Here is a 14534-nt window from a genome sequence, read left to right as displayed (position 1 = left end):
CCCAACTCCTTTTTGATATCTAGCTCTAGTGCCTAGGCGCTAGAGCTTTTCGGTTTTAATGCCCGCCAAGATAAGCATTTCTAATTTGGTCGCTTGAGTTAAGCTCTGCAGCTGTTCCAGAAGCGACAATTTTTCCTGTTTCAATAACATAAGCACGGTCGGCAATCGAGAGGGCCATATTGGCGTTTTGCTCTACTAATAGAATCGTTGTGCCCGTTTTATTGATTTCCTCGATAATCTTGAAAATCGTTTTTACTAATAGCGGTGCAAGACCCATGGACGGCTCGTCTAACAGTAAGAGACGCGGCCTAGCCATTAATGCTCGTCCCATCGCAAGCATTTGCTGCTCTCCACCAGAAAGGGTCCCAGATTGCTGCTTTTTACGCTCTAACAACCGTGGGAACAGCTGATAAACTTTTTCAAAATCTTCTTGAATTCCCTTTTTATCTTTCCTTAAGTACGCACCTAATTCAAGATTTTCTTCCACAGACATGTTCGAGAACACACGGCGGCCTTCCGGTACTTGTGAAATTCCCCGTTTCACAATTAATTGCGGAACCTTCCCGGCTACATGCTCGCCTTCAAACAATACTTCACCATTTTTCGGCTTCAATAGTCCTGATATGGTTTGTAAAAGCGTACTTTTCCCCGCACCATTGGCACCAATCAACGTAACAATTTCTCCTTGATTGATCTCGAGGGAAACCCCCTTCAACGCGTGGATATTACCATAATAAACATTTATATCATTCACTTTTAGCATTAGGAGACCTCCTCTCCAAGATAGGCTTCGATGACTTTTGGATTATTTCTGATTTGTTCTGGTGTCCCATCCGCAATTAATTGACCATGGTCAAGCACATAGATGCGCTCACACACACCCATAACAAGGCCCATATCATGTTCAATTAAGAGGATTGTTAATGAAAATTTCTCACGGATTAACGCAATTAAGTTCATTAGTTCTTCTGTTTCCTGTGGATTCATTCCGGCGGCTGGCTCATCGAGCAGCAATAATTTTGGGCCGGCTGCCAATGCCCGGGCAATTTCGAGGCGACGCTGCTGTCCATACGGTAAGTTCTTCGCCTTTTCATGCATCACATTTTCCAACTTAAAGATTTTCAAGAAGTCAATTGCCTTTTCTTCCATTTCCTTTTCACCAGCAAAGTGAGTTGGAAGGCGGAAGATAGAGCTTACCATCGAATGCTTTGCCAGTGAATGATAAGCGACCTTTACATTATCGAGAACAGACAGATCACTAAACAAGCGAATGTTTTGAAATGTCCGGCTGATTCCTTTTTTAGTGATTTTATAAGGTGCTAAGCCATTAAGTTTATCACCTGTTAACGAAATGGTTCCCTCCGTTGGAACATAGACACCTGTTAGCAAGTTAAAAAATGTGGTTTTACCTGCACCATTGGGGCCAATTAAACCGACAAGTTCACCCTGATTTAATTCCACATTTACATCTGATACAGCTTTTAAACCGCCGAAACGAATCCCGACATTTTCTACTTTAAGCAATTGGGTTTTTGTTGTCATGCTTTACTCCTCCTTTAGCCGCTTTACCAACTTTAAAGAATGAGGTAATTTCTTTTGTGCCGAGCAGACCTTGCGGACGGAAAAGCATCATCACAATTAGGACAAGGCTGTAAATAACCATCCGAACCTCTGGATAGCTAGATAGATAGGTCGAAATGATTGTTAACAGGATTGCAGCAATCACCGCTCCTGACATACTTCCTAACCCGCCTAGAACGACAAAGATTAAAATATCAAATGATTTCAAAAAGCCAAAGTTTGTTGGTTGGATAATATAAAAGTTATGAGCATATAATGCACCGGCAATTCCAGCAAAAAATGCACCGATTGCAAAAGCTGTTACCTTATAATAGGTTGTATTAATCCCCATCGCATCGGCAGCAATTTCATTTTCTCTGATCGAAATACATGCTCGCCCATGAGTCGAATTTGTAAAGTTCGCAATCACTACAATTGTTAAAATAACACAACCGATCAACCAAGGCCATGTGGTAAAGTGGGAGACAGTCATTCCGCTTGCTCCGCCGACGTAATCAATATTTAAGAAGACAATTCTCACAATCTCTCCGAATCCAAGTGTGGCAATCGCTAGATAATCACCTTTTAATCGAAGGGACGGAATCCCAATAATGAGACCTGCTACTGCTGCAGCTACACCGCCAACAAGAAGGGCCACTGGAAACGGGAGGCTAAGTTTCATTGTCATAATGGCTGAGGCATAGGCGCCAACAGCAAGGAACCCGGCATGTCCAATCGAAAACTGACCGGTAATACCAATAATTAAATGAAGACTTACCGCAAGAATAATATTAATACCAATAAAAAATAGCGTATTTACATAAAACTGATTCAATGAACCACCATTAATTAAAAATTGCATGACGACCGAAAATATAACGGCTAACACGATCGAGGTCCAGAAAAATTTTGCTTGTTTTAACATTGTCATTGCTTAAAGACCTCCTTACACCTTTTCCCTGATATTTTTACCAAATAAACCAGCTGGACGGAAAATCAAAATTAAGATAAGCACAACAAACGCTACACCGTCTCGCCATAGAGAGTAACCTGCAGCACTAACAAGTGACTCAATGACACCTAATAATAAACCGCCGGTCATCGCGCCAGGAATAATTCCAATTCCGCCTAAAACAGCTGCGACAAACGCTTTAAGCCCTGGGATAATTCCCATTAACGGCTCGATTTTTGTATAGTATACCCCAAAGACCACGCCCGCTGCTCCTGCTAGGGCAGATCCGATTGCAAAAGTTGCTGAAATCGTGTTATTTACATTGATACCCATTAATCTTGCAGCATCCATGTCATGTGATACAGCACGCATGGCTTTACCAATTTTTGTTTTATGAACGATAAATTGAAGTAAAATCATTAAGATGACGGATGTTCCTAAAATAAGGATGGACTGACCGCTGATTTTCACCCCAAAAATCTCAAGGGTTTTTAGTGGAACGATTCCATCTGGATAAGCTTCCGGCTGAGCACCGCGAATATAAATGGTTCCATACTCGATAAACAATGAGACTCCAATCGCTGTAATAAGGGCAGCGATTCTTGTTGCATTCCGGAGAGGTTTATAGGCAATCCTCTCGATTAATACACCGAAGATTGCACAGGCAACCATTGAAATAAGTAATGCTGGGAAAAATCCTAAATCAAGAATAGTAATGGAATAAAAACCTATAAAGGCACCGACCATGAAGACATCCCCATGGGCAAAGTTAATTAGTTTTACAATACCGTATACCATTGTGTATCCTAGGGCGATTAGTGCATAAATACTGCCCAAGGAAATTCCATTGACAAGCTGCTGAATTAATTCCATATGTCTTACACTCCTTTGGACCGACTTCTACGAATCTTTTTTTAAATACAATTAAACAACGTTTGCATGTTGGGAAACTTGCATTTCTTTTAGAAAGTGGAATAGGGAGACATTACGCTCCCTATCCCTTTGGCAAACTATGAAAATTTGTCTAGCAGATACTATTGAGCTCAATCCAGCGCTTAGGCGCTTCCGCTTTTCTATTTGTCTAGCTACAGCGCCTAGGGGCTCGGGGTCATAAGCCAATCCGTCAAGAAGGTTAAAGTGCAACCTTCTCGCCGGCTCGTCTTATGCCTGTCGCCCCTGGGCAAGGCGCTTCCGCTTTTCTATTAAGGGTTGATCTTTGTCTTAAATTGTTGTTCACCGTTTTTGTACTCAAGGATAACAGCGGCTTTGATTGGATCATGGTTTTTATCAAGCTTCACTTTTCCTGAAACAAGTTCTAATCCATCAGTTTCTGCAAGAGCCTTTTGAATTTTACTAGAATCACTGCTTCCAGCACGCTTAATTGCATCTGCAAGGAAATATACAGTGTCATAACCTAGAGCTGTAAAGGCATCCGGAGATTTACCATCGTATTTCGCTTTGAATGCTGTAACGAAGTCTTGAACCTTCTTATCGCTATCACCTGATGAGTAGTGGTTTGTAATAAATGTGTTATTAAGTGTTTGAGCGCCTGCGATTTCTACTAGTTTAGGAGAATCCCAACCATCACCACCCATGATTGGTACATTTAAGCCAAGTTCACGAGCTTGTTTGATAATTAACCCTACTTCTTCATAGAAACCAGGAACAAAGATATATTCTGGATTTGCTGCTTTAATATTTGTTAAAGTAGCACGGAAATCTGTATCCTTTGCCACATATGCTTCTTCTTTAACAATTTTCCCGCCATTAGCTTCAAAATTCTTTTTGAAAGAAGCAGCAAGACCTTTAGAGTAGTCGCTTGAGCTATCAATTAAAACAGCTGCGCTTTTAACCTTTAAATCATTGGTTGCAAAGTTCGCTGCAACTGTACCTTGGAATGGGTCAATAAAGCATGTACGGAAGACAAAGTCATTTAGCTTTCCGTCTTTATTTGTAATCGTAGCGTTTGTTGCAGTTGGTGTGATTAATGGAATTTTATTATCTTGAGCAATCTGTACTTGAGCTAGTGTGTTTGTACTAGTTGCTGCACCGATCATTGCCACAACTTTATCTTGGGTGGCAAGTTTTAGTGCACCATTCGTTGCCTCAGCTGCATCCGACTTATTGTCGACTGTCACTAATTTTAATTTTTTGCCATTAATACCTTTTTTGTTGATTTCTTCGATGGCTAATTCAATACCTTCTTTTGCCGACTGACCATAAGAAGCTACTCCGCCAGATAGTTCGAGGTTAGCACCAATTTTAATATCGCCGCCTTTTTCCCCGTCACCACTAGCACTTGAGTTACATCCTGCCAACACCCCTGCTGCTACCATAAAAGACATAAATACTCCAGCTAATTTTCTCTTCCTCATGACTTACCCCCTAATTTTTTGAAAAATTTTCCCAACTCTTTTGTCTAACTGTTTTAAAAAAAGATAATATTCTGAAAACATTGTACATAATATTTAGGGGTTCGTCTAGTGGTATTATACATTATTTTAAAATAATTTGCAATATATTAAAAATACTGTTTTATTAAGACAGAAGCTTTATTCCACTAAAGTTGAAAAGGATTTACTTTTATTAGGTGGATACCTACTGTTTTTCAAATATTTTGGTTAAATATGTTTCCCTGTTTACAATAAAAGAAAGAGACTCCAAAATAAGGAATCTCTACACCCAAAATTATTATACTAATTCTTTTCTTTTCGTTTCTTTTCCCAAAAAGAGGACTGAAAGAGCACCAACAAGGACGGCGATACAGAAAATCGTGAAGATTGTTGAAATCGGCACGTTTTTTGTAACAAGCGACCCTACCAATAATGGCCCAAGAACCCCGCCAATCCGTCCAAACGAAGCTGCCATCCCAGTCCCCGTTCCACGGATGATCGTTGGGTACTGTTCTGGTGAATAGGCATAAAGACCGCCCCAAGCTCCAAGATTAAAGAAAGATAACAGAATTCCTGCGGTCAGCAATTGGGCGGTAGAATCTGCTGTTCCAAAGAAATAGGCACTGACTGCTGTTCCGAGTAAATAAACGACTAAGACAAATTTCCGCCCAAATTTTTCGATAAACCATGCGGCCGTGAAGTAACCTGGTAACTGTGCTAAGGTCATAATTAACACATATTCAAAGCTTTTTATTAAGCTAAAGCCCTTCATACCCATGACACTTGGAAGCCATAGGAACATCCCATAATAGGAAAAGACGACGCAAAACCAGACAATCCACAGCATCGCAGTTTGACGGCGGTATTCCTTCGACCATAATTTTGCAAAGCTTTGGAAAGCAGAGATTCTTTCCGTCTTCTTTAATGCTGTAAAGCGCGGTGAGTCAGGTAAACCAATTCGTAAATATAAGGCATACAAAGCAGGAATAGCACTAATAATTAAGGCAATCTGCCAGCCATATTTTGGGATGATAAAGTAGGAAATAAGGGCGGATACCAACCATCCGCCTGCCCAAAAACTCTCCAGCAGGACAACTACTCTGCCGCGTTTTTCAGCAGGGACACTTTCTGATACAAGGGTCGAGGCAACCGGTAGTTCCCCTCCAAGACCTGCACCAATGAAAAATCTTAGCGCTAAAAAAGCGCCTAGTGTTGTTGCAAGCGCGGAAAGACCGCTCCCGATAGAAAATAATAATAAGGTGATGATAAATACATTTTTGCGGCCAATTTTATCTGCCATTAGGCCAAAAATAAGTGCCCCAACGGCCATACCGATTGAATTGATACTCCCAATCCAGCCCATCTGTCCAGGAGTTAGATTCCATTCTACTTTTAAGGCTGCGATGATGAATGAAAGCATGCCCACGTCCATAGCATCGAACATCCAGCCCATCCCGGCGATGCCTAGCAATCTCCGGCCTGATATTTCCTTTTTGTTGTTCATGTCGATCCCCCTATGTTCGCAGCTATTTTTTTACATTATTCCCTAAATTTCTAAAGTTTAGGTACAGAATAATTCTATTAATCATTAGTATTCTACCAAGTGTCTTTACACTTGTCATTATTTAGTGTCATTTTTTGATATAGAGATTTGTGATTTTATAGGAAACGACATGAAATGGAGGGCATTTACCGTTTTAGAAAAAATGCGTCTCCGCGAGCATTGAGAACTGTATTGAGCACAAAAAAAGGAGACTGGCTTCCCAGTCTCCACATCATTCTAAACCCGCTTCCACGTTTTTGAATTGATTATAAAACATACTATAGTATTTACCTTCTAGGCTCATTAACTTCTCGTGATTACCGCTCTCGATGATTTCCCCGTGGTCGATGACCATGATGGTATCAGCCCCCTGAATCGTGTTGAGGCGGTGGGCAATGATGAAACTGGTCCGGTTCTCCATCAAGGATAGCAAGGCCTCTTGAATATGAAGCTCTGTTCGGGTGTCAATGCTGCTCGTCGCTTCATCCAAGATGAGCAAAGCAGGCTTCGCCAGAATCACTCTCGCTATCGCTAAAAGCTGCCGCTGTCCTTGACTTAAATTGCCGCCATTTTCGGTTAAGACGGTTTCATATTGGTTAGGCAGCCGCTTAATAAACGTGTCGGCATTGGCCATCTTCGCCGCACGCTCGACCTCGTCGTCAGTTGCCTGTGCATTTCCATACTTGATGTTTTCCTTGATCGTTCCTGAGAATAAATACGTATCCTGGAGGACAAATCCAAAGCATCTCCGCAGACTGTCACGTGTGTACTCACGAATATCATGACCATCAAGGAGAATGCGGCCGCTGGTCACATCATAAAATCTTGTCAGCAGGTTTACGATCGTTGTTTTTCCCGCACCAGTTGGACCAACGAGGGCAGTACTGCTGCCGATATCAGCTTCAAAGCTCACATTTTTTAAAATGGGAACATCAGGCCGATATCCAAAACTAACATTTTCAAAAACGACATGTCCTCTCGGATTTTCCAAACTTATTGCCTGAGGATGGTCGAGCGGTTCCTCTTGTTCATCAATGATTTCAAAGACACGCTCTGCCCCGGCAACACCGGACTGAAGGATGTTGAAAATATTCGCCAAATCATTTAGCGGCCGGACGAATTGCCTCGAGTAGGTAATAAAGCTGGCAATCGCCCCAATCGTAATGATGCTTTTTACCGCAAGGATTCCGCCAACCACAGCGACAACGGCAAAGCCTAAGTTATTGATCACGTTCATGATTGGCATTAAAAACCCAGACCAGATTTGCGCCTTAAGGCCGACCTCACGCAGTCTCGTATTGACCACATCAAACTCTTCGATGACTTTTTCCTCATGGTTAAAGGCTTTAACAATTTCAATACCAGAGATGGTTTCCTCAATATGTCCATTTAATTTTCCAAGCTCGACTTGTTGGTCTTTAAAAAAAACACTGGTCCGCTTCGCAATCGTCCTCGTTAATAAAAAGACAAGTGGTACGGTGATTAAACTGGCTAGCGTTAATAACGGGCTTATTAGGAGCATCAATATTAATGACCCGGTAATGATGACCACCCCGGACATTAATTGCGTCGTGGATTGAGAGATGGTGTTACTCACGTTATCAACATCGTTTGAAAGCCTGCTCATTAACTCCCCGTGTGAACGAGCGTCGAAAAACGATACCGGCAATCTTTGTAATTTTTTAAAAAGGGCATCTCGTAAGCGTTTGACAATCCGCTGCGATACACCTGCCATCAGCCAGCCTTGTAAAAAAGTAAGCAGACTGTCGGTCACATAGGCAGCTACCAAAATGACAATCATCACCTCAAGAAAGCCAAAATCGACTTTGCCGCCCTTACTGCTCATCGCATCAATCGCTTTCCCAATCAGGAAGGGGGCGAGCAGCACGAGCGCTGAATCGATCACGATAAAAATAAAAATGACCGAAAGCATTTTTCGTTCTTTGCCAAAGTATTCCCATAGCCTTTTTAGTGTTCCTTTAAAGTTCTTCGGCTTCACAACAGGTCCGGGTCCGCGGCGATGGGCACCGCCAAAACCGCCTGGCCTCATCGGCGGCGGGGTAGCGGGGGTGGAGGTAGTCTGTACGTTTTCCTTTGACATTAATGCGACACCTCCTTGCCGACTTGTGATTGATAAATTTCCTGATAGACGCGGCAATCCTTTAATAGATCCTGATGGGTTCCCACCCCAACTAGCTCGCCGTGGTCGAGGACGACAATTTTATCGGCATCGATAATCGAGGTGATTCGCTGCGCAATCAACAAACAAGTAAGCCCCTTCGCATATTTTTTTAGGGCCTCCTTGATTTTTGCTTCTGTGGCGACGTCCACGGCACTTGTACTATCATCTAATATCAAAATTTCTGGTTTTTTCACCAACGCCCGGGCAATCGAAATCCGCTGCTTTTGTCCGCCTGAAAAATTAACGCCGCCCTGACCGATTCTCGTTTGGTAACCTTCCGGAGATCTCTCGATAAAATCATGGGCCCCCGCGATAGTTGCGGCTGCTACCACCTCCGCATCGGTTGCTTCTTCCTTCCCCCAGCGAATATTTTCTGCGACACTACCTGTGAATAAAATATTCATCTGCGGCACCATCGCAATTTTCTCCCGTAAAATCTTCGGGTCTACCAGTTTACTATCAACACCATCGACCTTTATCGTTCCGCTCACACTATCATAAAAGCGGGGGATTAGTCCGACGAGTGTACTTTTCCCTGATCCGGTTGAACCGATGATTCCAACCGTTTCTCCGGGCAGAATAGTGAGATTAATTTTTTTTAAGACGGGATCGCCCACACCGCCTTCATATGAAAAAGAAACATCTTCAAATTCGATTCGTCCTGTTTCTGTAAAAGATTCGTCCTGCCGTTCATTCCAAGTAGGGGGATCCTCTTGTAAAAATACTTCATTGATTCTCCCAGCCGAGGCTTTGGCTCTGACAAACATGTTAAAGACCATCGAAATCATCATCAGTGAAAATAATATTTGCGTCATATAGTTGATAAAGGCAATAATATGTCCTACTTGAATGTCACCGGTATCCACGCCGTTTCCGCCAATCCAAAGGACAGCGACAATGCCAAGATTTACAGTCAACATAATTAGGGGGCTAAAGGTGGCCATAAGACGGTTCGCTGCGATTGATTGCTGTTTATAGTCGTCATTCACCGCTTTAAACTTGCCAACCTCGACATCAAACCGATTGAAGGCTTTAACCACCCTGACACCGGATAAGTACTCTCGCATCACACTGTTCACCCGGTCCAGTGCTTTTTGGACACGAGAAAAGCGTGGGAAGCCTAATCGTAGGTTAAAAATAATCAACAATGCCACAATCGGGACCACCACAGCCAGAACAACCGAGAGCTGCAAGTTTAACCGCGTCGCCATAATTAACCCGCCGATTGCGAGTAACGGAGCTTTAACGAAAATTCGCATTAACCCGTTGACAAAAACCTGAACCTGAGTAACGTCATTCGTCAGCCTTGTCACCAACGAGGCGCGGTCAAATTTATCAATGTTTTTAAACGAAAGCATTTGAATTTTTTTAAATAAGTCCGATCTTAACTCTGTCCCAAAGTTTTGAGAAACAATACTAGCAACCACGCTTCTAGTTGAAGCAGCAACAGCACCGCCGGCCGTGATGAGCAGCATCAGTCCGCCCATTTTCAACACATAGTGAATATCCTTGTTGGCGACGCCTTCATCAATAATTTTCGCCATAATGGTTGGCTGAAGTAAGTCACTTAGGGCCTCAAAGGTAAGAAATAGAACCGCTATGCTAAAAGATTTCCAGTATTTCTTTATGTATTTTGATAAAAATCTCATCCTATCACCCCAGCCGTCGGAAATCTTCCTCTAGGCTTATTATAATTTTTTCCAGTGATTTAACCAAATAATTAACTTCCAGTTTGGAGTATTTGTCCATAAAAAAAGCGGCCCATTGATGAATGGACCACGTGTCTGATATACCTATTTTTGAACTGGGCTAAACTCATGAACCCAAACTCGCATTTGCGGCAGCCAAGGCATTCCAGGATGATAGCTTAGAATCGACTGTTTATACTCTTCTACCGTCTCAAAGCCCTCACGGCGGGCATCGTCATCTGTTAGTTCACCTAATGCTTGGGAATAGACGCGATCGACCACAAAATCACGGCCTTCTAATGTCATGATTTCACCAGGGTCTGCATAACGGCCATTACGGCGTGTCGCTGTTTTTTCACCCGCAAGGACTTTTTTTACATCGGCTTCCATCGTTACTAAGCGATCTACCGAGCAAGTTTTTGGTGGCAGGGTATTGTTATCGTTTACAGTTGTCATTTTTTCTCCTCCTATTTCCAATTCATTTATATATATTAACACTATCAAGATGGTTAAATCCAATTTTCAAGCAGATGTAATAAGGGCATGATGATTTCCGCTCCAGGTGCGTGCGGTTCGCGGGCGTGCCGGGGAGCCTCCTCGGCGCTTAAGCGCCTGTGGGGTCCCCCCTGCCCCGTACTCCCGCAAGAGTCTCGCACCTTCCGCTCCAATCAACATGGTGCCAAAATAAACGTATCTTCTTCAAACGAATTTAAACCACTTGCCCGCCTTTATCCCGGTATTTAAGAATGCCTTCGGCCGCACGGTAGGCTAAGGCACCGACTGTATCGGTTGGATTATAACCGGAGTTGTGTGGAAACGCAGTTGCCCCCACGACAAATAAGTTATCATAATCCCACATTTGCAAATACTTATTTACTGCCGAGGTTGCCGGATCAGCCCCCATGATGACACCACCAGTATTATGGGTGGATTGGTAGGTAGTGATATCATATGGGCCTAAATCCTTCATCGTATCAATATGATTGGCGCCCATTTCTTTTAGGACATCTGCACATTTAGAGGCAAGGAACTTGGCCATATTCCGGTCTTGATCTTCAAAATCAAAGGTAATTCGAATTAACGGGTCTCCGTATGCATCTTTATAAGTTGGGTCAAGGTCTAGATAATGGTGCTGAAAAGGCATGGAGGAGCCTTGAGAACCTACAGATAAAAAGCGGTTCGCATATTTGACTGACTTTTCCTTGAATTCTTTTCCCCAGGTTGGTTTGCCGCCCGGAACCGGGTTATTTTGAATCGGCCTCATGCCCGTTTGACTAAGCGACACCATTCCGCCATGGATAAAATTGACCTTAGAGTGGTCAAAATTATCACCATTATAATCATCGCAAACCATGCCTAGCGATCCCGCACCGGCAAAGGTATTGAACTCTTTATCATCAAAAAAGCCAACTGCATTTCCTTTGATGACTTGATACGCATAATTTTTCCCAATGACGCCTTTACCTGATTGCGGATCATAAGCTTTACCTACGTCCGACATTAATAATAGACGGATATTATTAAACACATAGCTGGTCATGACAACAATATCAGCCGGCTGCTCAATTTCCTCACCGGTTGTCACATCTGTGTACAAAACCCCCGTTACTTTATCGCCCTTTTTTAATATTCTTCTTACATTTGAATGGGTTCTTATTTCAAAATTGCCTGTTTTGTTGGCGACAGGAATAACGGTCACCACGGGGTCCGCCTTTGCTCCATATTCGCATCCAAAGCGCTCGCAGTAACCGCAATATTGACAGGCTGCCCGAGAGACTCCATCTGGATTTTTGTAGGATTCTGAAAGATTCGCAGACGGCATCATATACGGGTGCAATTTCAACTTTTTCGCCGCTTCTTCAAACATCTTGAGCGGCGGTGACTTTTTCATTGGCGGCGTAGGATACTTATCCGACCGTTTACCGGCAAGAGGATTTTCTTCCCCGGAAATACCTGTCAGTTTTTCAAATTTATCATAATAGGGTTCCAGTTCATCATAGGTAATGCCCCAATCCTGGATGGTCATCCCGGCTGGAATTTTATTTTTTCCATACCTTTCAACGGTTTTGCTATAGATTTCAAAATCGTAGGGCAAGAAGCGGAAAGTCTGTCCGTTCCAGTGGACACCCGAACCTCCTAAACCATCGCCAAGCAAAAACGAGCCATACTGCCGCATCGGCAAGGCACGAATTCTTTCATTTCCCCGGAAAGTAATCGTTTCTTTCGATAGATCTTGCATCAATCCATACCGTAATGCATAACGAAGCTCGTCATGAACCATAAAGTAATCTTCCGTTTTACGTTCCTTGCCCCTCTCCAAACCAACGACTTTCAGTCCCTTTTTTGTCAGTTCAGAGGCAATGATTCCACCTGCCCAACCTACACCAACAATCACTACATCGACTTTCGGTAATTTCCTTGCCATCGCTGCCACCTGCCTCATCGTAGTTAGAAATGAATCATTGAAATTTAATCACTGTCTAGCTCCAGCGCCCAGCGGCTAGTGTCCTTCGCTCTCCGCCCTACGATAAGTCAACATCGAATCACCTCCGGCTCTTCGTGTTTCCTTTATCTCGGTTGGAGCGCTCCAGGCCATACGCCGCTAAACGGGCGCTTCCACTTTTCTTAGTGATTCAAATGGTTTTTTAAGCTTTGCGGATTTATTTTCTTAAAGTCTTTTTCAATAACATCTGTGTATGCCATTTGACTGCCTGGATAGTTTCGCATTTTCCAGCCGTCCATATTTCGATTTCCTCCATAGAGTGGATCACTATAGGCTCCTTCTAGCGTAGCGCTTCTCAGCATCAGGAAAAATCCACTTGGGGAGATAGTCGTTAAATTCACCTTATCCTGCTCAAAATCACCCAAAATGGCATCCTGTTCTTCACCTTTTAGTTCGGTGAATTTCTTCTTATGTACCGCCATACTGTGATTTTGAAGTTCCCTTAAGCCAATATCAAAGATATCCCTGCGCCTTAAGCGGCCTTGGTATCCTTGGACTTTTTCTCCTTTATAAAAAGGAGCCTGCATATATTCCCGAGCATTAAAGCCCCAATCGCCAGCTAACTGGTGGTCAATGAAGAAAGCTACCCCAAGTGCTTTTGCACCTGGTCCAGACTCATCTTCTGGGAAAATTCGTTCAGTTGCAGCCTCAGTTAACTGGAACTGTTCAGGTGTAAAATACATCAACGCCTGATTAAAATTTTCTGTCTTGGTCGTAGTTGTTGTTTTTTCTTCAGTATTATTCTTTCGAGGGATGAGACTGCCCAAGACACCACCAACAGCTAGACCGCCAACAGTGAAGCCTGTATTGCGTAAAAACTTTCTTCTTGATAAGGTTTCAGAATTCTGTTTTTGTTCTTCAGCCATTTTTAAACCTCCATGATTTTTCGACATTATTCTCAATCAACTAATTTTAATATGTTCCCAAAATAATCCACTCATACTTAGAAATAGCAGCGGAGAAAATAATTTTAAAAAAAGGAGGCATTTTTATGTTGAAAAGAAAATGGAAAATCTGGGGCATCCCATTCTTTGGTGCGGTGTTGATGCTAACGGCTTGTGCAAGTCAAAACGGAATAAAGGAAAATGAAGTAGGGGCTGCAGAAAATATCAACTATCATGACCAGTCGGTGAACAACAAAGGAAATGGGCATGTCCACAATCAAAATAGTGTCAATGTAATCCCAAGCGTAGATAGATCAAAGAAAAGTACAACCAATCGCAACAGCCAAACAACCGAAGGAGTAGGCACTAATGTATATAGTTTGATTGGCAGCTCCAGCCTTCATGACGGTGGAATATCCTCCCATTTGGAATCTCGCCTTTCTGGAGAGGGCATCCCTGGGATTAAAGTATTTGTCCTAGATGACACCGTTATTTTGGCACGTGCCAAACAAGAAGTGACCTCGACTCGTTATGATGAGCTTCAAAATAAGGTGCTAAAAAGCACCTCTGGCTTGTCAGGCAAGGGGAATCTTGACGGGGTTGACCCCGACAAGTTGAATAATGATGATAATTTGGATCGAGCGAAGGAAGTAATCGATAAAGCCTTTAACGGCAATGTTCAGGTCTTAACGATTACAAGCCCTAAAGCATTGCCGCTGATTGATGGAATCAAAGCCAATATAAAGGCCAAAAATCCTTCCTATGGCAAGCTTTCAAGCGATATCAATACCCTCATTAAAATGACACGGGAAAAATAATCATTGAAATG

General features: G+C 42.8%; 13 protein-coding genes. 1 reads left to right on the top strand and 12 read right to left on the bottom strand.

What is annotated here, in order from left to right:
- Positions 1-55: 55 nt before the first annotated feature.
- From BR30_RS0129220 to BR30_RS0129170, 12 genes are all read right to left on the bottom strand, one after another.
- Positions 56-763: an ABC transporter ATP-binding protein gene (locus BR30_RS0129220; protein WP_026568130.1), complete on the bottom strand. Its 708-nt coding sequence runs from the start codon at positions 761-763 to the stop codon at positions 56-58.
- Positions 763-1542 carry an ABC transporter ATP-binding protein gene (locus BR30_RS0129215; protein WP_026568129.1) on the bottom strand — a complete coding sequence of 260 codons (780 nt, stop codon included), beginning with the start codon at positions 1540-1542 and terminating at the stop codon, positions 763-765. The genes BR30_RS0129220 and BR30_RS0129215 overlap by 1 nt, the downstream gene beginning before the upstream one ends.
- Entirely contained in the window at positions 1517-2491 is a 975-nt protein-coding gene (locus BR30_RS0129210) for a branched-chain amino acid ABC transporter permease (protein WP_026568128.1), read from the bottom strand. Before BR30_RS0129210 ends, BR30_RS0129215 begins: the two co-directional genes overlap by 26 nt.
- A 15-nt stretch (positions 2492-2506) precedes the next feature.
- A complete protein-coding gene (locus BR30_RS0129205) occupies positions 2507-3385 on the bottom strand; it encodes a branched-chain amino acid ABC transporter permease (protein ID WP_026568127.1) in 879 nt (292 codons plus the stop codon).
- Positions 3386-3714: 329 nt separating this feature from the next.
- Positions 3715-4887, bottom strand: coding sequence for an ABC transporter substrate-binding protein (locus BR30_RS0129200; protein WP_026568126.1), 1173 nt, complete (start codon positions 4885-4887; stop codon positions 3715-3717).
- A 316-nt stretch (positions 4888-5203) separates the two neighbouring features.
- A complete protein-coding gene (locus tag BR30_RS0129195) occupies positions 5204-6409 on the bottom strand; it encodes an MFS transporter (RefSeq protein ID WP_026568125.1) in 1206 nt (401 codons plus the stop codon).
- 271 nt (positions 6410-6680) lie between these two features.
- On the bottom strand, positions 6681-8549 hold the full coding sequence (locus BR30_RS0129190) for an ABC transporter ATP-binding protein (protein WP_026568124.1): 1869 nt from the start codon (positions 8547-8549) through the stop codon (positions 6681-6683).
- Positions 8549-10279, bottom strand: coding sequence for an ABC transporter ATP-binding protein (locus BR30_RS0129185; protein ID WP_026568123.1), 1731 nt, complete (start codon positions 10277-10279; stop codon positions 8549-8551). Before BR30_RS0129185 ends, BR30_RS0129190 begins: the two co-directional genes overlap by 1 nt.
- Before the next feature lie 144 nt (positions 10280-10423).
- Positions 10424-10774: an ASCH domain-containing protein gene (locus BR30_RS0129180; protein ID WP_026568122.1), complete on the bottom strand. Its 351-nt coding sequence runs from the start codon at positions 10772-10774 to the stop codon at positions 10424-10426.
- Positions 10775-10840: 66 nt separating this feature from the next.
- Positions 10841-10993 carry a hypothetical protein gene (locus BR30_RS38255; RefSeq protein ID WP_231507853.1) on the bottom strand — a complete coding sequence of 51 codons (153 nt, stop codon included), beginning with the start codon at positions 10991-10993 and terminating at the stop codon, positions 10841-10843.
- A gap of 34 nt (positions 10994-11027) precedes the next feature.
- Entirely contained in the window at positions 11028-12743 is a 1716-nt protein-coding gene (locus tag BR30_RS0129175; RefSeq protein WP_026568121.1) for a GMC family oxidoreductase, read from the bottom strand.
- A gap of 200 nt (positions 12744-12943) precedes the next feature.
- On the bottom strand, positions 12944-13687 hold the full coding sequence (locus BR30_RS0129170; RefSeq protein WP_026568120.1) for a gluconate 2-dehydrogenase subunit 3 family protein: 744 nt from the start codon (positions 13685-13687) through the stop codon (positions 12944-12946).
- 125 nt (positions 13688-13812) lie between these two features.
- Here BR30_RS0129170 and BR30_RS0129165 point away from each other — a divergent pair, with 125 nt between their 5' ends.
- The gene (locus BR30_RS0129165) at positions 13813-14523 is read left to right on the top strand and encodes a hypothetical protein (protein ID WP_051633840.1); all 711 of its coding nucleotides are present in this window, start codon (positions 13813-13815) and stop codon (positions 14521-14523) included.
- The last annotated feature ends 11 nt before the right edge of the window (positions 14524-14534 follow it).

Source organism: Bacillus sp. UNC41MFS5 (assembly GCF_000686805.1).
The sequence above is the reverse complement of the archived record's forward strand: the minus strand, read 5'-3'. Positions and strand labels throughout refer to the sequence as shown.